22 protein-coding genes are annotated in these 22,163 nt (G+C 43.9%); 1 reads left to right on the top strand and 21 read right to left on the bottom strand.

Going from position 1 to position 22,163, the window contains the following annotated elements:
* From ST42_RS07210 to ST42_RS07170, 9 genes are all read right to left on the bottom strand, one after another.
* Nucleotides 1-475, bottom strand: a 475-nt coding sequence (locus ST42_RS07210; protein WP_156139326.1) for an HD domain-containing protein, incomplete at its 3' end; no start/stop codon positions are given.
* Nucleotides 476-672: 197 nt separating this feature from the next.
* The gene (locus ST42_RS07205) at nt 673-1,356 is read right to left on the bottom strand and encodes a PP2C family protein-serine/threonine phosphatase (RefSeq protein ID WP_044073008.1); all 684 of its coding nucleotides are present in this window, start codon (nt 1,354-1,356) and stop codon (nt 673-675) included.
* A gap of 102 nt (nt 1,357-1,458) precedes the next feature.
* Nucleotides 1,459-2,952, bottom strand: a complete 1,494-nt coding sequence (locus ST42_RS07200; protein WP_044073007.1) for a DUF3298 domain-containing protein — start codon at nt 2,950-2,952, stop codon at nt 1,459-1,461.
* Nucleotides 2,949-3,287, bottom strand: coding sequence for a hypothetical protein (locus ST42_RS07195; protein ID WP_044073006.1), 339 nt, complete (start codon nt 3,285-3,287; stop codon nt 2,949-2,951). The genes ST42_RS07200 and ST42_RS07195 overlap by 4 nt, the downstream gene beginning before the upstream one ends.
* Nucleotides 3,288-3,479: 192 nt before the next feature.
* Nucleotides 3,480-4,670: a hypothetical protein gene (locus ST42_RS07190; protein ID WP_156139325.1), complete on the bottom strand. Its 1,191-nt coding sequence runs from the start codon at nt 4,668-4,670 to the stop codon at nt 3,480-3,482.
* Between the two features lie 207 nt (nt 4,671-4,877).
* Nucleotides 4,878-5,417, bottom strand: a complete 540-nt coding sequence (locus ST42_RS07185; RefSeq protein ID WP_044073004.1) for a hypothetical protein — start codon at nt 5,415-5,417, stop codon at nt 4,878-4,880.
* Between the two features lie 537 nt (nt 5,418-5,954).
* The gene (locus tag ST42_RS07180; RefSeq protein WP_042517422.1) at nt 5,955-6,275 is read right to left on the bottom strand and encodes a hypothetical protein; all 321 of its coding nucleotides are present in this window, start codon (nt 6,273-6,275) and stop codon (nt 5,955-5,957) included.
* 298 nt (nt 6,276-6,573) lie between these two features.
* Complete coding sequence (locus ST42_RS07175; protein ID WP_042517421.1) at nt 6,574-6,969, bottom strand: hypothetical protein; 396 nt, start codon at nt 6,967-6,969, stop codon at nt 6,574-6,576.
* 1 nt (nt 6,970) lies between these two features.
* Nucleotides 6,971-8,236, bottom strand: a complete 1,266-nt coding sequence (locus ST42_RS07170) for a site-specific integrase (protein ID WP_042517439.1) — start codon at nt 8,234-8,236, stop codon at nt 6,971-6,973.
* A 746-nt stretch (nt 8,237-8,982) separates the two neighbouring features.
* Here ST42_RS07170 and ST42_RS07165 point away from each other — a divergent pair.
* The gene (locus tag ST42_RS07165; protein WP_044073003.1) at nt 8,983-10,911 is read left to right on the top strand and encodes a polysaccharide biosynthesis protein; all 1,929 of its coding nucleotides are present in this window, start codon (nt 8,983-8,985) and stop codon (nt 10,909-10,911) included.
* A gap of 135 nt (nt 10,912-11,046) precedes the next feature.
* Here the strand turns inward: ST42_RS07165 and ST42_RS07160 are convergent, their stop codons facing one another.
* The 12 genes from ST42_RS07160 to ST42_RS07105 all read right to left on the bottom strand — a co-directional run bounded on the left by ST42_RS07160 (nt 11,047) and on the right by ST42_RS07105 (nt 22,108).
* The gene (locus tag ST42_RS07160) at nt 11,047-11,826 is read right to left on the bottom strand and encodes a WecB/TagA/CpsF family glycosyltransferase (protein ID WP_042517417.1); all 780 of its coding nucleotides are present in this window, start codon (nt 11,824-11,826) and stop codon (nt 11,047-11,049) included.
* 4 nt (nt 11,827-11,830) lie between these two features.
* Nucleotides 11,831-13,060 (bottom strand): glycosyltransferase family 4 protein, encoded by a 1,230-nt coding sequence (locus ST42_RS07155; RefSeq protein ID WP_044073002.1) that lies wholly within the window; start codon nt 13,058-13,060, stop codon nt 11,831-11,833.
* Nucleotides 13,057-13,935, bottom strand: coding sequence for a glycosyltransferase (locus tag ST42_RS13185; RefSeq protein WP_052488271.1), 879 nt, complete (start codon nt 13,933-13,935; stop codon nt 13,057-13,059). Before ST42_RS13185 ends, ST42_RS07155 begins: the two co-directional genes overlap by 4 nt.
* A gap of 67 nt (nt 13,936-14,002) precedes the next feature.
* Entirely contained in the window at nt 14,003-14,998 is a 996-nt protein-coding gene (locus tag ST42_RS07145) for a glycosyltransferase family 4 protein (RefSeq protein ID WP_044073001.1), read from the bottom strand.
* A 61-nt stretch (nt 14,999-15,059) separates the two neighbouring features.
* Entirely contained in the window at nt 15,060-16,103 is a 1,044-nt protein-coding gene (locus tag ST42_RS07140; protein WP_082028611.1) for a glycosyltransferase family 4 protein, read from the bottom strand.
* Nucleotides 16,100-17,314, bottom strand: a complete 1,215-nt coding sequence (locus tag ST42_RS07135) for a glycosyltransferase family 4 protein (protein WP_044072999.1) — start codon at nt 17,312-17,314, stop codon at nt 16,100-16,102. The genes ST42_RS07140 and ST42_RS07135 overlap by 4 nt, the downstream gene beginning before the upstream one ends.
* A gap of 57 nt (nt 17,315-17,371) precedes the next feature.
* Entirely contained in the window at nt 17,372-18,487 is a 1,116-nt protein-coding gene (locus ST42_RS07130; RefSeq protein WP_197068924.1) for a hypothetical protein, read from the bottom strand.
* Between the two features lie 84 nt (nt 18,488-18,571).
* The gene (locus ST42_RS07125) at nt 18,572-19,315 is read right to left on the bottom strand and encodes a glycosyltransferase family 32 protein (RefSeq protein ID WP_044072997.1); all 744 of its coding nucleotides are present in this window, start codon (nt 19,313-19,315) and stop codon (nt 18,572-18,574) included.
* Nucleotides 19,316-19,333: 18 nt separating this feature from the next.
* Entirely contained in the window at nt 19,334-20,341 is a 1,008-nt protein-coding gene (locus tag ST42_RS07120; protein ID WP_044072996.1) for a hypothetical protein, read from the bottom strand.
* Complete coding sequence (locus tag ST42_RS07115; RefSeq protein ID WP_044072994.1) at nt 20,331-20,678, bottom strand: OpgC domain-containing protein; 348 nt, start codon at nt 20,676-20,678, stop codon at nt 20,331-20,333. The genes ST42_RS07120 and ST42_RS07115 overlap by 11 nt, the downstream gene beginning before the upstream one ends.
* 2 nt (nt 20,679-20,680) lie before the next feature.
* A complete protein-coding gene (locus tag ST42_RS13180; protein WP_082028610.1) occupies nt 20,681-21,121 on the bottom strand; it encodes an acyltransferase family protein in 441 nt (146 codons plus the stop codon).
* 9 nt (nt 21,122-21,130) lie between these two features.
* Nucleotides 21,131-22,108 (bottom strand): alpha-1,2-fucosyltransferase, encoded by a 978-nt coding sequence (locus ST42_RS07105; protein WP_044072993.1) that lies wholly within the window; start codon nt 22,106-22,108, stop codon nt 21,131-21,133.
* Nucleotides 22,109-22,163 lie beyond the last annotated feature (55 nt).

Here is a 22,163-nt window from a genome sequence, read left to right as displayed (position 1 = left end):
GCATACTGCTTAGCGTGCGCATATTATGAAGTCGGTCTGCCAACTTCACAAGTATGGCACGCACATCAAACTGTACAGACGATAGCATTTGGCGGAAGTTATCCACCTGCTTCGACTGGTCATACTGGGCTTTCTTCTGCTTCGTCACGACACCGACAAGAAATGCCACATCATCCCCGAAACGTTCACGGATCTCATCTATACTGTACGGACAATCCTCCACAACATCATGTTGAAAAGCTGCCATAACAGGGTTTGCTCCCAGCTCCAGCTCTTCTGCCACAATGCGTGCCACGGCAACAGGGTGACTGATATAGGGTTCACCCGACTTGCGCAGTTGGTCTTTGTGAGCATAAGCTGCAAAGTCGTATGCTTCATGCAGCAAGTTCATCTGCTTCTCGTCCACTCGTTGAGCCATCAATGTGAAGATAGCGTCCACATCGGCTTGTATCTTCTTTTCATACTTCTCGTTCATAGTCTTTTCATTTTTATCGTTCATTATAAGAGAGTGGAAGAGTTGTTGATATTATATCAACTTTCTTCAGAAAACATGAGATTTCATGTTGCAGGGGTATCGACCCATGCCATTCTGCTTCCCAATGCAGCTATAGTCCACAATGAACAGATAGCAAAATCAATTTCTAATAGTGTCTTTCTCATCTTGTCTCTCTTTTATTCTATTTCAATCAATATTGCCGTATAGTTGTCATCACCTTGTTTTTGACAGAGAAAGTCAAATACATCGAGTATATCTTCCAAGGGCTTGTCGTCCAACATCCTTGCTTGCAGGATGTCGGGTGCCATGCTCTTGTACAAGCCATCAGAACAGAGTAATATCCTGTCTCCTTTCTGAATGGTGAACTGCCTGACATCGGGAACAGCGACTTCCGGGCGATAGGTGAAGAAACAGCGTGACACCACTTCCCATCCGAAATCGATACGCAAATGGTCTTCGGTCTGGTAAAGCAATCCCTCACCTTGCCTTTGCAGGTAGCAACGGCTATCGCCCACATGGGCTATTGTTGCCTTGTCACCTTCAATGCTGGCCATGACCATCGTAGTACCCATCTCTGCATGGCTGAGGTCATAGGATTTCTGGTTGATGGCATTACAAGCCTTTTTACAAGCCATAACAACTTTTTGGTCACTATCTGGAGTGTCTGTATTATCCTGCCAGTATTTTGAAATGGCATCGCAGACTGCCTCACTTGCCACCTCGCCAAAGGAATGACCACCCATACCATCACAGACTATTCCCATAAACAGGTTGTTTTGTGGCATATCAATGACCTTGTAAGCATCCTCGTTATTATGCCTTCTACCGGTCTTACTTATTGTTGCATATCTTATCTCCATATTATGATTATTTTTAGTTTATGATAGTATAGAGGCAAATGTAACATTTTATATATAAGTAACGTAGCTTTTTCTCTTATATTATTCTTGATATTGTCATTTTTACCACTTGATGAATCTTTGCAACTTTGGTTTCAAGTCCTCATGCTTGGAATAGTCGAACATCAAACATCTATTAGCTTCCTTGAAAGGTATAACTGCATGGTATTCGCCTGCAGCAAAGCAATCAATCTGATAAGGATGATATGTCAAGACAATGCCTTCTGGCAGTACGGCAAAGTGAGTCAAAGGAAAATCCTTCTCGGTAAATGCCTTTTCGTTGTAACCATTCCATCCAGCCCAATCATCGCAAGAATAATTATGTACAAGAAATGACCGCATTACCTCGTCCATACCGCTTGTATCAATCATTGGACAATGGAAAGAAAAAATACTATGCGTGAAATCCTCCCATGAATTTTCACGTTCGTAGCAAAAATCGTATTCTTTCTTCAAACTTTCCAAAACCATATGTCGGAACCGTTGCATCATGGATGGCTTCACAGAGTTGCCGACATCAAGCAATCCTCCTCTTTGCTTGTCATATGTGATATAATACTCACGAGGCAAATCATGAAGTCCTCCATTGTAAAGGCTTGCCCAATAATAGTATGTGGTATAGTCATCACAGTCTGCCACTTTCCTCACTCTTATATTGCAAGTCATTCTAAGCTCCAATGTATCTTCTATTTGATACTCTGCCCGACAAAGTTTCTCCCACAACACACCATATTTATCCAAAGAAAGCTGTAAATCCTTTAACGATGTACACTTCCCAACAGGAATGCCCCGATTGTTTTCCAACTGATAAAACGCATCGTCTCTAATAGCAGCCATCATCCATTCCCGAATAGCCTTGTCAGACTCAGCATCACCTTTCGGTATATCCAAATCAACACTAAATCCAGCTTCCATCCGTTCGTACTTACTCCTTGGCTTGATATAATAGTTCTTTGCCAATCTTTCTGTTGTCGTATCGGGGGCATCACTCTTTTTCTTTGCGTTGTATAAGTCACCGAATGAAACATCTTTTGTTTGTGCCCCTGCCACCAAAGTTACCATACCTTCTTTCTTAGGTTTGCGACAAAACACATCATCTTGGAGTCCAACACATTTTCCATCAGAGAAGCAAATCGTATCAGAACTTGCGAAAAGATGTAAGCTTTTCCACTGACCAAGATAATAAAATCCAGACTCACAGCATGGAGATGAGAACAATATCTTTCTATCCTTAATGTCATAAACATCATTGTCGTCAATGCTCACATAGTTGACGGTATTGTCAATAGAAGTGATATTTGTTGCTCCAATTTGAGGATAATAGAAGCCATTACGTTCATACTTTAGAAGGTAGCATGGTGTCTTTTCATCGGAATGTTCATAGTTCCAAACGATAAACAGACTGTCACCAATTCGTTCTTGAATAGTGAACGTATCACCATCCAAGACAAGGGTATCTTCGTCAATGACTTCCCCTTTTAATCCGACTCCCATACGCAAACCATGACAGCCAGTAAGAACTGCAAGCATAAGGAATATAAACAGAAGTTTTTTCATAGTGTAATATCATCTGTTACTTTCATATCATCGTATTCGTCGTCCCAGTAAATCATTGGAGCCCATTCTTCCCTAAATCCAGGGAATTGAAACTCTCTTAACTTTTCCAATTTGTTTTCAACCTCATCTTTTGACTTTGCAAATACAAAGCTACGATGCCAATAATTGTCGCTGAGATAATCGCATTCATCAAACCAAAGATGATGTCTCACGAGCTGCCCTACATATACACCATCCTTGGGCATTTCCTTACACGAATAGTCTGCTATCTCGTAAATATCCTTAAACGTAGTTCCAAGGACATGTATCTGCTCTGTAATCTTAATTTTCTTCATATCGATTTCCCTAATCCGTGTCGGGCACAACTTCTAAGTTTGTTATTTGTCTGTTTATGAGATATAGAGTACCGAAGTAACCATTTACTATCAGAAAAAAACTGCATTGGAAAACAAAAAGCAGAAGACCATGGAATACAAACTACATAGCCTTCTGCTATTTTATACTTTCAGAATAATCCTGCTGATTGATTATCTTTTCAAAGTGAACTTCTTTACAACCTTACCTTTTCTGTCAATAGCACCATAAAGATTGATTTCTTCATCATCTGTCATACCAAATCCATCGTCATCACGATAGTACATACCATCAGGGTTAAGCTGCCATTCCACTTCTGCCACGCCATTCTTATATTGATATACATGACCAGGGAAATGAAACGAATGCGCTTTCGCTCTATCAAAAGCATCTTGTGGAAGCCCTTTCATACTATCCCACTCAATATCTTCATCTGTCACGATTTGCAGCACCTCATCAATAGACATGAACTCGTATGCGCATCTTGCCTCTTTGTCCATCAAGTAACGTGGTTTCCAATACCGCCCAATCACCTGAGTCACTAATGCCATATCTTCCCCCAAATCATTTTGTACAAGTGGTAGACCTTGATATTGTGATAAACATAATTCCCTATATAGTTTTTCTTCTTCTGACATATCTATATCATTGGACTTTCCCTCTTCATACACCAAATCCCATGGATTATCATTACAGATTACTAACCCCTCCATCTTACCTTGTACAAAATCATTTTCATCTGTATCATCTTTATTCTTAGCCTTAGCAAGGCATCGGAGTTTTCTTATCAAATCACGTTCTTCTTCATTCGCAATATCATAAGCAATTTGAATGTAACTGTCAAAAGATTTTTGAATCGCTTCGGTTGCTTGCTCCGATATTTCATCATTACCTTTCTTGGCTATAATGTTCATCGCACAGGCCATAAGCCGTCCTGCAAATCGTGAGTCGCTGAGGTTGGGCGCATCATCCAAATTTTGACGATATCCATCCTTAAATTTAACATTTCCTCTATATCCTCCCGTATATTCAACGGGCATCTTCGTTGCTTCTTCGTATGACTTATATCCGAATATGGCGGAAAACAATGATTCGAAATTCTTGCCATCGAGAATATCAACCGAATGGTTCATTAAATTTTGGATTTCATCAGGTGTACTGTCTGACAACTCTTCAAATTTTTTCACCGTCTCCACAATAATATGATAGCCATCGCCTTTTTCCAACAAGCGAACCTGTGCCTCAGGCAAAGTCTCAACTGCTTCTTTGCCTAATCTTTTCACTTCGTAATTAACAGCAGATGCAACATCTTTTCTAACTGTTTCTGGGAAGCGGACATAAACACATAGTTCATTTCCTTCCATACAGCTTATCGTGACTATGAACGCTATGAACGTATAATGCTTGCCTAGTACTACCACAGAAAACTTATTCCCATCTCGGTAAGGTTCCATACCTGCTGAAACGAACATCTTTACGATGCAATCTTCAAGAGTAAGTCCCTTTTGGGTATAGCCACATTTGTATTTGAAAAAATCGAATATTCCCATAACAATTACTCTTTTGTTTGTTTATGACAATTGTTCCCAACATGATTTTCCATCCTTTTTTATTTGAAGAATGAAATACCAAACAACAATACCCAATAGTCCAACTGGGAATGATGATGTTAGCATAGCTAAAAGTCCTCCAATTATACTTGATATGGTTAATAATAAGAATCCACTTTTACGCCAATTCAAAAGTATGACGATGGCTATAATATTGATTACTCCAAAAACTCCACTTACTATGGATAAAGGTATTGCTGCATCAGGATAATTACTTCCCCATGCCTGCTTCGGGAAGAAGTTTATCAAACTCACTAATACATTAGCAACGATCGAGAAATATAACCATATTGAAACAAAGGCATTTCTCTCTTTATGCGTAACAAATGCTTCGTTAGAAAAATCGGTGTGCTGATCAAATGTAGTATTTGATAAATCTGCATTCCTTTTTTCGTCAGACTTGTCGATTTTGAATGATTTTTGTGACCAACCACAATATGGACATCTCTCTTGATAATCGTCCAATTCATGTTTACATCCACTGTTTATACATAATTTCATATCTTAAAACCCTACTCCGTGTCGGGCACAACTTCTAAGTTTGTTATTTGTCTGTTTAAGAGATATAGAATATACCCGTTGGCGGAATTAGATTAGCGCACACTTAATCCTAATGTCAGTTTGTATTAAAATGGGCACGATGCTTGCCCAAGTGGGGTAACGTGCTTGCCCATCATGGGCAACGTGCTTGCCCCTGTTGGGCAGATTTGCTGTCTGACATCTGCCCAATAAGTTGATGTTGTAATACCCATATCCCTGTTTTCAGAATTCTGCCAGCGCATGCAATTTCTGTCGTCTTAATTCCTTTCATCTGATAATTCTTTTTTCATCAGCAAACCATCCAGACAATAGGCTGACAATTGCCTGGTAGCCAACGGTCTGATTGCCAGAATATTACGATAAAAAACCAGACAATCTGACAGTTTTTCAGAAATTCTCGTTTTTACTGAGAATCAGCGATATGGGAAACTTTTGCTCATATCGACCAAATTAATTCCGCCAACGGGTAGAATATAGAAGTAATCATTCACTCCTTAGCTAAAGTGGTATTTTAGACACATCATATATTTCTTTGTATAATTTCACCAGCATTCCTCTATCAGGTTTGAACATTTTAGCAGCTTTCTTCAAAGACCTCTTTTCAAAAGAAATGGCATTCTGTATTTGTAGGATAGCTTCTGGTAATTGAGTTTCATTACATACCTGAACAAACACTCCACCAGTTGCTGTAGCGATTTCTTTAATTTTATCAAGATTCTGATAATTTTCAATAAGCATATTTCTCAATTTAACGTCATCATATATATCATCTCCATTTGTATTAATACTATCCTTGAAAACGTAATAAACTGAATCCATCTTGCTTGCAAAAGCAACTGCGGTCTGGCTATACAATCCGGCTACAAAAATACGAAAATTTATTGAGAAAAGACAAGAAATGACAGGAAATATAAATACTACAACACAAATTTAAGGCTATTTAAGCCAATACGCTTGAATATCTCGATTATTTTGTGTAATAAAGCGCACTGTAATAGATGACAAACATTCTAAAATATGCAAACTGCGCTACAAATAGAAAGCAAAAAGCGCACAGAGTGATACAACCATTTGGTATTTCTTCCCTGTACGCTATTATATAATTAAGGTGTAATGCTTAACTGATACCTCTCGGCATCGTTCCATTCATCACGATAATCGTCGTTCGCCCCTGCTTTCCTGGAGTAGCTTGACATTCTTTGCGATTTCCTATCTTTTCAACAAGCCATCTTCTGAAAAGCAATGCTTGGTAAGTATCCACTTGCCATGCAATGGCGACTATCACGTCTAAGCTATAGACATCAGCTGAATATCCATTTTCAAGTTTGATGTATTGTGAATGCTCAAAATCCTTTAGGACACCTTGCTTCCAAATTCGCTTGATAGCATTATTCACAAATGTACCTGTCACATACAACAGTTCTGCTATTTCCCAAGCAGTCATCCATACCTCACCATGATGTGGAGCGTAGATAACCATGTTTTCCTGTATTGTTATCACTTGTCGTTTCATACTATGCCTTTTTTGTGCTTGTATTATCGCTGCAAACATCCCCGAATGTGAATTCCTCAATGTGATTGAGTTGTTGGGACAACTTTTCTACATCCTTGCTCAACTTTTCCTTGGTAATCTTGGCGTACACTTGCGTGGTCTTGATGTCTTTGTGACCAAGCATGGAACTTACTGTTTCTATTGGTACACCATTGGAGAGGCAAACCGAGGTTGCGAACGAGTGCCTTGCCACGTGCCAGGAAAGTGGCTTGGTGATACCGCATTTCTTTCCCAATCTTTTGAGCGAACGCAGACAATTTCTATAAGGTGGTACAGGAAAGACTCTGCCATCCTTGCACAATCCACGATATTTCTCCATTATCTGCTTGGGATAGTCAAGCAACTTGATGTCGGCTTCCGTTCCTGTCTTCTGTCGGTGGATAACAATCCACTCGCCATCTTCAAAAAATGTCTTGATGTTCTCTTCCTTCAAGTTGTACAGGTCAATGAATGCGAGACCTGTGAAACAGCAAAATAGATACAAGTCACGCACCAACCCCATATGTTTTCTGGTGATAGGAGTTTCCATCAACAGGTTAATTTCTTCTTTTGTCAGAATCTCCCTTGTTGTTTCCTCGTTCTTGTACTCGTATCGTCTGAAAGGGTCTTTGACGAGCCACTCGTTATCAATCGCCCGAAAAATCATGGCACGGAGATTACGGACAAACACCATTGCGGAATTTATCTTCAGTTGCTTGTCTATTCTAAGGAATGTCTCATAGTTCGTAATAAACGGCAGGGACAATTCTTTCAAGGCAATGTCCTTTACACGATAATGCGACTGCAAAAACTCGCCCACGTAAGCACAACCGATTCTATATTTTGTGAATGTGCTCAAAGATTTCATGCCAGCCTTGTATTGTTTTTCCATTTCATCCCTGCTTTGCTCATAGACTTTCATCAAGGTATGGCAGCGATACTCCAATCCAAGAAAGGCGTTCTTAACCTTGTCGGCAGTGACGAAGTTGTCCCTGTCCATAATCTCCTGATAATGCTTGCTGATACTCACACGCATCTTGTCCAATTTGCGGTTCACCTCCAAAGCCTGCATACTCTTACCTATCATGCGTCCGCCCTTGGTATCCCACAAATTGGGATTCGCAGTCATCTTGCAACTGAACTGTGCCTGTGTTCCGTCCACAGTGATACGTCCCATAACTGGAACTGTACCATCTTTCTTTACTACCTGTCTTTTGAGGTAGAAGATAATTGAAAATGTACTCTTCATAACGTCATTCTTTTTTGCGTTCAAAATTAATACATGAAGAGTCTTTTCTTGCTACGCATTTCACGGCAGAACACGGCAAATTTGGTTCGTAACCAAAAACCTTACGTTGCTCATTAGTAACTCACTATAAATCAGAGCGTTCAAATCCAATTCGTAACCTTCCTTATTCTTCCGAACCTCAACATTCCCCATTTGGGGTATAGGTTACGGATAGGTAACGTTCCTCTGTCTCATATTGTCGTATTCCCGTCTTCGTCTGTCCTCGCCTCTTTTAACCAAAATGAGGAAAGTAACTGATAACCAGTAAACTTTCCTCATTCTTCTCTCAAACACTTTTTATATGCACTTTCTCTCAGAAAAACGTCGCAGTATAGTTATGGATACATTTTAAATCCTGCCTCCGCAACTAATAACGACATAACAAGTTGTAAGAACAACGAGTTATGTCTTTTTTTTGGTTTTAGGGTGCGACAAAACCGCGACAAGATAGGGCGGCCGTTGTTAGGGGTACCAGAAATTTCATTGAAGTCTATCAAAAATCAACAAATCATGAGGCTTTTAACTAAAAATGTCAGAAAAAGTTGTTACGAAACGAAAAAGATGAGTACCTTTGCAAAAGATAGTATTTAGTAATGGCGATTATTGTTTGTTGACTACGAGTTCCAACACCTCTAAGGAACGACATTATTGCATATCAACGAAGTAAGTATCAAACCACTTTTTATTATTAAGGGACAAAAAGGATTATGAAGGTATTTTACAGATTATCCGACTGGTATTTCTCAAGTAGGGCGCTACCCTATTGGTGTATACTGTTTATAGACTGCCTCACAGTGTTCTTCTCGAGCTACGTGGGCAGCTATCTGGAATTTGGAGGAGACGGTTTTGCACAGAATTTCTGGCAGCTCACGGCAGGCAACCTTATTTGCGTGCTGATATTCGGCGTGTGCTTCCGCCTGTTCCACACCTACACCGGAATATTGCGCTATTCGTCGCTCATCGACCTTGAGCGGGTGGGCAAGGCGGCGTTTGTCGGTTCCTGTCTGTCGTATCTGGTGAGCATCGTGATGAACGAGGCCGGGACTGACGGCGTGATAATGCATCAGTCGCTGCGCGGAAATCTCATGATGTTTATTTGCTCTGCCATGCTGATGTGGGTAGAGAGGATGATGGTGCGTGCCATGTTCGACGGATTCATGGCTGACAAGGCTCAGCCGGTGGCGATATACGGCACGAAGAGCGGCGGAGTGAGCCTTGCCAACAGTATCCTTGCCACGAGGGAGAAGAAATACATGCTACAGGCTTTCATCAGCGACGGACCGGATATGCGCAATGCGTATATCATGGGCAAGAGGGTGTATCTGAACAAGAAGGGCATAGCCCAGCAGATGAGACACCTGCACGTGAAGGTGCTGCTCGTGTCGCCGCTGAAGACTGAGAAGTTCCGCGACAATCAGGCGATGGTGGACGAGTTTGTGCAGGCTGGCATAAAGATAATGATGATGCCTGCCGCCGAGGAATGGGACGGCAAATCGAAACTGACCTACAACCAGCTGCGCGAGATTGAGATTGAAGACCTGCTTCCGCGCGAAAAGATAGAGGTGGACATGAACGCCATCGGAGAGATGCTAAAGGGCAAGAGGGTGCTCATCACCGGTGCTGCGGGATCCATCGGTTCGGAGATGGTGAAACAGGTGGCTATATACAAGCCTGCGGAGATGACACTCATCGACCAGGCTGAGACGCCGATGCACGACGTGAGACTGATTATGAAGGACCAGTTTGCCGACGTGAAGAACCAGACCATCGTGGGCAGCATCACCGACAAGCCTTTCATGGAGAAGATATTCGAGGTGCACCGTCCGGAATACGTGTTCCATGCCGCAGCCTACAAGCATGTGCCGATGATGGAGGACAATCCTGCCATGGCGGTGCGCAACAACGTGAACGGCACCCGCATCATAGCCGACCTTGCCGTGAAATACGGCACGAAGAAGTTTGTAATGATATCAACAGACAAGGCGGTGAACCCAACGAACGTGATGGGTTGCTCGAAGCGAATATGCGAGATATACTGCCAGTCGCTGAACCAGGCTATCGTAGACGGCAGGGTGAAGGGAGTGACGCAGTTTGTGACCACGCGCTTCGGCAACGTGCTCGGTTCCAACGGTTCGGTGATTCCTATCTTCAAGAAACTGATACGCAAGGGCGGCCCGCTGACTGTCACGCATCCCGACATCATCCGCTATTTCATGCTCATCCCAGAGGCATGCAAACTGGTGCTTGAAGCGGGAACGATGGGCAAGGGCGGCGAGATATTCGTCTTCGACATGGGCAAACCGGTGAAGATCGTAGACCTGGCGAAGCGTATGATATCGCTGTCGGGAGCCAAGAACATAGAGATAAAGTTCTCCGGACTGCGTGAGGGCGAAAAGCTGTATGAGGAGCTGCTTTCCACCAAGGAGAACACCATACCGACGAACAACCCCAAGATCATGGTGGCTAAGGTGCGCGAGTATGACTATGAGGAGGCGAAGAAGAACGAGGACGAGCTGCTCAGGATTTCATACACCCACGACGACATGGCGATAGTGAAGAAGATGAAGGAGATTGTGCCGGAATACAAGTCGCAAGTGAGCAAATACGAGGTGTTGGACAAAAAATCCCCCCAATAGCCTAATGCACGGCAGAAGCCGAGCACTAAGTTCTGAAAAGAATAACGGGCAAGTGCTACCTCTGACGATATGTTAATCGTGTAAGAGGCAGCACTTGCCCGTTTTGGGTTTATTTGCGGTGTGGCAGGCTGGCGGTCACTCCCTGAAAAAGATATTCCAGAGAAATAGGGCATTGCCGATGATATAGCGGCGCCACATGCGCTTAGGCTCCTTGAGCAGACGGTAGAGCCATTCCAGTCCGTGACGCTGCCACCACATCGGTGCACGCTCCACTGTGCCGGCGAAGAAGTCGAACACGGCTCCGATAGTGCCCACATGACAGTGGATATCCAGTTGCTGCCAATGAGAGTAGGTCCATTTCTCCTGCTTGGGTGCCGTCATTCCAATCCACAGCAGGTCGGGGTCGGCGGCATTGACAGCCTCAACGATGGCACGGTTGTCGTCGGCAGAGAACTCCGGTTTGTATGGCGGTGAATAGGTCACCACCCTGAGATGGGGATACACCTCGGCGGCACGTTCCACTATCAGATCGAGCACACGCTGCGAACTGCCCATAAACATCACGGTCTTCTTCGCCTCTGTGGCTCCGCAGGCATCGTCAGCCAATCCCTCTCCTGCCCCATGACACATGGCACTGAGCTCCTCCAAGCGGTTCATCTCAAACTCGAAGAGGTCCCATCCGGCGATACGCTCCCTGGGCTGCGACTTCGCCTTTATCCATCGGCAAGCCTTCACCACGCTCACTCCGTCGGGAATGAGCACATCGCCGTGCGTAAGTGCCTCGGCAAAGAGAGAATCCTTTCGCGCCGTGTTATACGAATGGGCATTGATGGTATTGATAAGCAGTTTTCCCTCAGGCAGCGTTTCAAGTTGCGCCTTGCTGCAGAGGATATCCAGATTTTTAAGTTTGAACATCTTATTATTTCCTTAAAATTTTCTCATACCACTCCATCATTGTCTTAGCCTTCTCTTCCCAAGACAATTCCTGCTGTCTCTCTTTACAGTTCTCCGACAATTGTTTCAGCAAAGACCTATTATCCTCAAGTTCGTTGAGCAGTTTGGCAAAGTCACTAACAGACTGGCAAGGGGAAGAAAGAGGAATCTTTCTACCTACCTTGTCATTTACGGCATCACCCTGACCGCAAGTGTCAAAACAAACGACAGGAAGATTATTGGAAATAGCTTCCAGTACTACATGGGGAGTACCCTCAGCAACACTGGTAAAGAGGAAGATATCCGACTTTTGCATGATATCCTGTACCTCATCGTGACTCACAGCACCATGCCAAATACACTTATCAGCAATACCATAACTCTTTGCCAATGATTGATAAGATTCTGCATCACCACCACCCATAATATGAAGACGGAGTTTGTTGTTTTCAGATTTGGCTACAGTTTGTAAAGCTAAAGCAAGTTGCTTGCGGAAATCCATTTTGCCAACCCAAAGGACATCAAAGGTCTCTTTATCTGTTTTATCCACAATAGGATGATCCTGAACATAGCATCCCGTCTCATTAAGAAGAGGCGAATCTATATTCATATATTTTTTGAAAGAGCGTTGCGAGTTAGATGAGGCTGAGAATATAACCGATGACTGGCGTGCAGCAAGTAGCACACGTTTAGAATATCTCAATTGGATACCAGTCAGGAAATTCTTCAGGCGCATAAACAACTTGGTTTTCAATCCAGCACCATCCAAATAAGCAACAGGAAACTTATCCTTGGCATCCACAGGTCCCCATACAAACGGCACACCATTCTCCCTCGACAGTTGCCAGAGATATCCCGGCTCACGGAATCCTATCATATTCAACTGATGCAGGATATCTATCTGCTCCTTCGAACAGATATCCTTAGCCAAGAGATACGTCTTCCACTGCCATTCACGATAATATTTGTAAAAACGCCAGTCGCCCTGATTCCAGCACATCTTGCGAATTTTCTCCGACACGGGGTTATAATAGAAATGCATGTTCCCGCCTTGCTCCAGGGTCGGCACCACGGTCTCTATCTTCTCGCGAAACTCCCCTTCGGTAATGATATGCAGCTCGCAGAACTTGGCGAGATTGCTCACCCAGTTCCATGCCATCCCCGGTTCGCTGCCCATTCCCGGCGAGCAGGCGTATGCGTTGATTAGAATTTTCATTTATTCTTAAACTTGTTTTTCGTTCTCCTCCACGCTTGCTTCAACGCCCTAAAGCAGAAAGCAAGTCGGTGGTTCGTGTCAATATCTACGTTTAGCGAGAAGTCGCGTTTTAGCAAGCTATTGTCCTTCACGACATGCGTGTCGAACGTCATCTTCACATCATTGTCCACGTTCTCCTCGTGTATTATCTCTATCCACATCGGCTGCTCACGATTGTTGATGTGCGCCACCCTTGCCAAGCAGCGCCTCTCCAGCAGAAAGTGACTGCCAAAGCCATAGCAGGTGCGTACAGCAGAGAGAGATGATTCTGTAGCAGACAAGCACTCTGCCAATGTGAGGAAATGGTTGTTTGGGTAATGGATGCGAGTCGAGAAATGGCGCAACTGCGTGAAGGTCTGCAAGCCATAGTCGAACGAAAGGAATCGCTTCTGGTCTCTGCTCAACCCGAACCCTACGCATTCTTTCTGCACCTGCTCCACAAATGTCCTGGCTATGCAGTCGTCGTTGTCGAGATAGGTGGTTAGGCAGAGGTCGCCCTCTTTCCATCCTTTTTGCTTCACATCCGCCATCACTACTTGTCTGAAGATGTCAGCAAAGCGGCAAGCATACTCCGCCCTCACCGCCACGAACTTCATCTGAGCACAAACGTTACGATACGCCTTTATCCCCTCTCTGAGATCCGCCGGCGTGTCAGCGTCCACGAGCAATATCCAGCAGAACTCCTGGCAGGTCTGCCCCGCAACAGACGGCAGGCAATAAGTCTCAAACAGCTCCAGCCGCTTCCTTATCCACTCTCCCCTATCTATTGTGTGCCCGTTCTTGTCCTCCTGCCAGAGAGCCAGGTTGAAGCGTGTAAGCAAATAGTGATGCGTCATTTTTTGATATTATACAATTCCTTCATGTCCATATCCGCAATATTATCCCAATTCAACTCTTCGCAAATCATGCGATTTGCATTATTGCACATCTCCTGATAATCATCTTTTTGTCCAAACAACCTCTCTGCTTCAAAATTCTGTCCGCTAAAGCCTGTACGGGTCTGCCATCAGACAGATATACAAAGCCCGACTTAAATTTATTTAAGTAAGTACCGAGGTTAGTTTCCACACTAACAATTAACGGGGTGCCACTGGCAGCAGCCTCCAAGCATCCAGTCGGAAGCCCATCCCATCTGGAGGGATGCAGAAAGAAGTTGCATGTCTTGAAGAAGTTCCACTTCTCATCTCCTATTACCTTGCCAACAAAACAAACAGATTTGCCAAGTTCTAAAATCTCACACATTCTCTCAAGAGAAGCCTTATCCGGACCATCTCCTGCTATTCTCAAAGCCGCCTTACCTCCTTGCTTACGATAAAAGGCGAACGCTTGTATCAATATGTCGAGACCTTTTTGCTCCGTATCGAGGCGACCCATATATCCGAATGTTAAGCAGGGTGTTTGCTTTACTTCAACAGCAGGTTGTGACTTGCATCCGTTAGGAATGAAATGAAACTCCTTTGCATTTGATGTTATATAACTATTTTGTTCTGTAGCACCAATAAGTTGCACAGCATCCACTGTCTTTATAACCTTTCTATCAAAGTATCTAAAGAAGATTCTTTTTTTCAGAGATACATTCATCGCCTCATCCACATATTGTCCGTGAGGTGTCAGTACAACTCTCTTGTATCCGTTCTTCTTTAACAGTCTTACTGCAGGCAGAAACCATGGAATAAAGACACTATGAAAATGAAAGACCGTGTCATTAGGACAACTCAACAAAAAGGCTTTAAACTTTTTATCCAAGAAAAAGCGCAATGGATGCTCTTTAAACTGGATATGCTCATAAAAAGCTGATTGGAATATATCGTTCTCTACATGCGTGTTTACACTGCAAACTACGACTTTATCCCCCCCTATTTGCTTTGACAAAGCAATTGAAATGTTATCAATCACCATGTATACTCCATTCAATGCCAAAGGAGTATAGTTTCCTCTTACTCGATATTCATGACTATTCTTACGATTTCAAGATTTCTTTATATAATGCATCTACACTCTCACTGATTCTCTCTGGTGCGAACACCCTCTCGCCGAACATCTTCGAGTATTCCGCCATGCTGCGGCGCAGCTCCGGCGACTCAATCAACCGACGCAGCTGTTTTGTCAGCGCCTCAGCGTCGCCGAACGGGAACGTCAGACAGTTCCTGCCCTCCTCAATCACGTCTGGCAGACCGCCCACCGGCGTCGTCACCACAGCGATGCCCCTTGCCCAAGCCTCCAGCACCACCATCGGGAAGCCCTCATGGCGCGAGCACATGCAGTAGATGCTCGCCTTGTTCCAGACGTCCTCCTTCTGCTTGCCCGTGATATAGCCCGTGAAGGTCACACAGTCGTCAAGCCCCATATCGTGGCACAAACGGCTGTAGCCCTCCACATCGCCGTTGCCCATAATCATGATGTGCCAGTCGGGGAAGTCGCCGCGCAACCGTTTCCACGCCTGCAGCAGCAAGTCGGCACGCTTGTTCTCGTCCAGATGCGCCGCAAAGATGATGCTCTTCTCCTTAACCGAATAGTCTACGGCAGGCGTCGGAGCACAAGCATTGTATATCACCGCCGTCTTCGCCTTCACCATTGGGTAGAGCGTCTCGAAGAGGTTCTGCCATTTCTTCGCCAAGAGCACCACACAATCCGCCCTGTTCAGACACCAGATGAACAACCCGTTCTGCGTATGATCCTCCAGCTGATTGCCCATGTGTATGTGCATCACAATCTTCTTTCTGCCCGCCAGCGCCAGCAAGAGCACCGGCAGCTGGATAATCAGGCAAATCTTGTCGGGCACGGTATGGAAGTGCACGATGTCATACCCCCATATCGTGAACAGCGCCTTAGCGTACGCCTTCAGCGCATACCACAGCTTCACGCCATAGCTTCGCTGTATCTGCGTGCCGAGCCATCCGCATCGGTACTTCTCCCAAAACGGCATCTGCTTCATCAGGCGCAGCACACTTGCCACACCGCCCCCACTCTGCTCCGCAGAGCCAACCATTAAAACTTTCGTCATTTTATTTTGCTTACGTCGCCATTATACACCATTCTCAGCTTCTTCTCATAGTCCTGAGGCGAATGGAGATTCTTTATTTTATCTAAGCACTTCTTCGACTTATCCTTTATTTCCTGTCGGTTCTGCAAAACATATTCCACCTTTTCTCGCAGACCCTCCAACAGCATTTCCGAAAATTTGTCCTGCTGATTCTTTGTAAGATGAATAGGATTGTTAAGTCTGTTAACCGGAACCTTTATCAGCCATCCCACTTCCTCATTGTTTATCTCTGTCAGAGCACGAAGAGATGTAGAGATGACAGGAGTGCCGCATGCCTGAGCCTCCAACACAGAGTAAGCGAAAGTGTCCATCCAAGTCGGCAACATGCAGACATGAGCCGCTTTCATCTTCTCGAGGACCACCGTATTTGGCAGACGGTCGTAGTATTCTATCCAGTCTTTATTCTCTTCTATCAGTCGCTTTGCTTCTTTCTCGTCATCGCCAGTACGCAGATATCGCTGTTCGTCAACCGCCATCGCGCTTATCAGCACAAGACGGAAGTCATAGTGTTTATGCAAATCTGCCAACACCTGCACCGTCTCGCGTCCGCCTTTGCGATAGAAGTCACTTCCAACGTAAATGAAAGTCATGCGTTCATCATCTTTCCATGTGAGTCCTTTTTCCTCTACCCCATTCACTATCAGCTTCTGTGGAGGCAACAAGGTGATAAGTTTTTTCGCAATAGCGTCTTCGTACTCCGGAAACTGCTTTATTATCTCTCTTTGTATGTTCTCCGTACAATGGCTCAATGCCAGCAATGCCAGACAGTTAGGTGACGCCAACGCTTTCATTCTTCGCTCCACATATTTGTCTTTTGCAATAGTAGACAAATCGGCGTCCTCACTTTCTACGCATCTCGTCACATTCACCGGCCATGGCACGCCGCTTTCTACGCTCAGCACCCATTTGCTGTGCTTTCCGAGGTTTATGCAGTTGAAGAAGTGGAACACATCGCAGCCCGTAGGCATTAAGGCCTTGAAGTCATAGAAGAGCTTTGCCACCATCTCCTCAGGCGACATCTTCAACTTGCCCAACGCTTTCAGTCCCCACAGGTAGGCATTCTTCCACAAACACCAGTTGTAGAACCGTATATCCTTATACTTGGCTTCTGGCAACTTGTTCAGAAAGAGGCGTTGCGCAGCATAATTCTTCGATAAAATTCCTATTTTCATTTTGTCAATTTTCTTTAAACGGATTATTCATCGTTCCGCAACACTAATACGTGTAATTTACAAACTTTGATTTTGTTGTGTATTAGGGCTCCTAAAAAATCTACGTTGCGGCTCTTTCTGACTCAAACATAGGGCTATCAGCATGAAGTAGACCATACCTCGTCCCGAGAGATACGACGTATCGCCTGTGTTCTCAATGGCAAGACAAAGGAACGCCATGATTGCTATTTTGTAGTAGCGCAGGTCTGGAATATTATTGATTGCCGAAAGCCTTCGCTTCCAAAAAACTATGAAGAAGAACAGTCCGACAAAGCCAAACTGCGCAAGACCCGGATAGAAGGAGTCGGCATTGAAAGCGCCATGGTCAGATGGCGACAAACCCCATATCTCTGCCAAGCCATATTTGTAGTAAAGAGGCGAATAATAAGTCTTTGCAGAAGCCGAAGTTCCAAAGGTTCCGAGACCGGAACCAAACGGAAAGTAGTCCATGAATATCTTCGGAGCTGTCTTGTACATCATCGGACGAGCCAACTGGTCGTTGCTCATACCCGCAATGAAATAGCTGTCAAATCTGCTCCATGCAAAAAATATAACTGCACAAATCAGCACTAAAGCAAATGCAATACTTTTCTGCGAACCAATCTTTATCTTCTTCTTCAAAAGGAATACCACACCTACAAAGGCTACACACTCGCCGATATACTTGAACTTGCCACACAACAGACCAAACAAAACGATGGCTGTTGACACATAACGGTTGAAACCTGTCTCTTTTGTAAACAGATAATAAGTCATTCCGGCACCTATCGACAAACTTCCGAAGATTACATTCTCCGATTCCCATATTGTCGACCATTTCCAGAACAAATAGCCTACCAAGGATGCAAGAATCGAAAACAGCATCCACTTCTTTTGGCGCTTGCTAAATTGCGGCATCAGTATCAGCGTACAGTAGAACACGGCATATGGTCTTATCTGTTGCTGAAAATCGATGATTGCCGCCATCGGCACATTCACCTTTAGTATCAACGAATAGACCAGGTAAAACAGAAATATCAAGATGCACGCCCAAGCCTCCTTCAACGGTTGACGGTTGACGTAACGAGAATGTAGCTTCATGCAAGTGAAAAGGATGAGTATCAACGTCATGAACTCATCTACATAATCGTTCACCAAATCGTAAAAGGCAATGCACAATGGGAAGTAAAGCACCCAAAACCAAGAATAAAACCTTGCTATTGATCTCATTTTATGTCTTTAATGTTTAGATTTCAACTCCAATATTTTAAGAAGCAGACATTCTGGCAACAATTTCTTTAACCATTCCTTAAATGAGAAATGCTTGTCCTGCCATGTACCTGCATAATGATGTATAGTGCGAGTGTTAGGCTGCACGTGTATGCGGCCTGTTGTCAGATTGATAGGACAGAAATATTCGGCAGGGTAGACCCACACATCGTCTACCTTTTGTATTCCTTCTTCTTGTTTCAAGCCAGCTTTCTCCATTACCTCGGTTGCAATATGCACGATTGTCAACTGACCAATCCCACCAGGAACAAATTCAAAATGCTGCCCGTCGTAATAGTGCATCATTTTTTCTATTATCCCTAGGCCGGGGTTGACCCCCAGGCCGAGACCGGGGTTGACGCTCGCGTTGCTCGCGTCGCCCTTTGCAGGATTCGGGTCGGTCTCGAATCCCATAAAGTTGCCCCGAGCTATGATGTCGTCAATAGGTCGTATCACCTCAACGTCCGTATCGAAGTAGATGCCGCCATACTTATGCAGAATCCAGAAACGGGCATAGTCGCTCACGAAAGCGTACTTCTTCTGAGCGTACGCCTCTGCCGTATATGGAATGATATTGACATCGAAGTTGTCTTCATTCCATTCCTTTATCTCATAATCAGGCAAATACTTCTTCCACGAAGCGATGCACTTCTGTGCCAGTTCGGGCAACGGGTTACGGCCAAACCAGCAGTAATGTATTATTTTTGGTATCATTTATTTTATCAAATTAAATCAGCGACAGGAAATGTCCTTTAATGTATATAAATCATCCAACTCATTCATCAGCCACTTCATCCTTACCTTCCAACTTCCGAGTTTTTCAGCCGTTTCCCTGTTTTTGTCAACAAGAGACTGATAAATTTCTATGTTTTCCAATACATCGGCAATCAGGTCTTCGGCTGAGATATCATCACGAAGTTCTATTACAGGATTATATCCGATGAAATCAACAAGTTCCTGTGGCGCATGTCCCACCATCACCATCCGTGAGAACATACACTCCCAATAGCGTTGCGTAAGAGTTTCTATATCACCAGCAACTTCGGGCTGCGTCATACTTCGGGGCAGAGTAATGGTAACTTTGGCATCACCCATTGCCCCGTAAAGCTGTTCGTTGGTGAAGATGAACTTGCCGTTCTGCTTGGTGCAGACATGCTGCAGCGGCGCCCCATCGATCTTCACACCAGCCAATTTCGCCGAACAAACCACCTTATCGTTCGACCGTCCGAACTCCAGCAAGTCTATAGTTCTATCCTTCAAGAGCTTGCCCGACTGATAAACCGATTCGTCTACAGCCTCCGCACACCAGATAACATCTATCTTCTGCCATCCTTCGTGCTTGCCCGAGAACCGCTCCTTCATCCTCTCTGCGGTCTGACGCGAAGAAAATATCGCCGTTCTCACCCCATGCTTTCTCAGCCATCGGCAAGTCTTTTCGAAGTAGCGAGGCCAGCAGTCCCAGAACATCGGCACAACCTCAAACCTCGCATAGTCGGGAAACGAGTCGAACGAAAGCGACACCGGCTCAACGAACCTCAGTCGCGCCTCCTTTCTACTCTTCCATATCGTAGGCAGTTCCCATCGGTACGCCGCTCCGTGCAGCCACCGAGGAGGATAGTGCTCCTGCGCCACCTGCCCCCCGTTTATTACCCAAGCCGCAAATGGCGCCTGCTTGAAGTTCAAGAAGCCGGGGTGAGCGAAAGGAGCCACCGCCTTTATTGTTTTTTTGTTATTTTCCATAAACCAATTTTTCAATCAGCTGTCCTTTATGAAGTACATTACCTACGCCAACAGACAATGCTGTAATGACTGTAGCTAAGCCGACAGCCAATATAAACATCAGCAGACTATTGACTGATTCCTCCATGTATTTACCAACGTCTTGCAGATGAACAACGCTGATAAAGAAATAGTGGAGCACATAAACATCAAGCGTTCTCTTGCCCACATAGTCTAATATACGTTCGAAGCGCGACGTCTCACCATGGCGTGCCATAAACAAGGTCACAATGACAAACACCATGCAGAACGGCATGAAGACATGTCTGTTCAAGCTGTCCAAAGCATGAATCGGCATATCTACGCAGAAATTGCCAATGCTGCATCCACATACCATTTTTGTTTGATATTCAAACGATACAGCAAAAGCGACACATAGAATACAGCCAAGGTCATCAGATACCAGTAGCCGTTCTTGTTTGGCGATGCAAGGAAGCCGATCAAGCCTGTCAAGAAGTCTTTTGAGAAGGTCATGGTGAAACACATTCCAAACACAACCAACGGCAACAGCAGGCCTTTCAACTTCTTGCCCAACTTTCCAAAGCCACAACACGGAGCCACAACACCTGAGCAAGCCACAAGACCACTCAAGAACATGAACAAAGGCATGTGAAAGCTACTTATCCATTTATACGTGATATCCTCACCCTGGTTGAAAACCATTCCGTAAACATGTCCCATGACAACCAAAAAAATTGCCATGCCCTTCATTCGGTCGATATAATCAATACGTTGTTTCATTTATATTTATTACTTTGAACTTACATAGGGATTCTTAACACCTGTAGGCATTCTAACGAAGTAATCGAGCATAAGATGTTCATTCCAAGAAGGATCATTATACCATCTTTCAGGAGCTACAACAATTTTTTCCTTGTTTTCGCTACGCCACTGAGCCCACCAATGTAATGTACTATTGCTGATTACAAAATGTTTACAACTATACATCAGTCTGAATGTCTCCCAAACGGGATCTTTTCCAGACTCAAAATACACCTCACTATCAATATTCAAATTTGCTTTAACCCAATCTATATCATTTGAAAACACTATGAAAACCGGATTCTCTACGTGTTTCTTGATATAATCAACACCTCTCTGGAAATACTCCAAGTCACAAACGTAAAATATTTTTTTATTCACGTCATTCATAAAGTCACCACGTCTTATAGCCAAACAAACAGAATTGGTATTGCGTATAACTTGATATAATTTTTCATTCGCTTTTAAACATGGATGAACAGGAGTGAATTCCTTTTTCAAGACATCCTCTATACCTAAGAAATAATCAACCTTTTCAAAACTACCAAAAGTGAACACTTTATCCACATTGCTTGATGGTAAATAGATAGGCTCTGTATCTGGGCTATATGAAGATACAAGTCCAAGTTTTGCTAACAGCTTACGTGACAAATCATTATAACTATGCTTCAAAATAGGGGGGGACATTCTATTTAACACCCTTCTTAATACTCTGTCCGAAGCAAAAGCAATACGTTGTAATAAAGACCCGTAGACCATTACCAATCGCTTGTTGTCACATTGTATATGTTCAACGACATTGAAGTCGTATAGATTTCCACTAACTCCATGTGTATCCAATAAACCAGTAATTAACATCGTTTCCTTTCCTTTTCTATTTGCTTTACGTCTTTCCATTAAAGCACGTGAAACGGCATATCTGAAAAACTGGTTACCGAGTCCCCCTGAAATTTGACATCCTATCATATAATTATATATTAATTTAAACAGTTATAAGTAAGTGATCTAAATTATTTATATA

This window comes from Prevotella pectinovora (assembly GCF_000834015.1).
GTDB lineage: Bacteria > Bacteroidota > Bacteroidia > Bacteroidales > Bacteroidaceae > Prevotella > Prevotella pectinovora.
The sequence above is the reverse complement of the archived record's forward strand: the minus strand, read 5'-3'. Positions and strand labels throughout refer to the sequence as shown.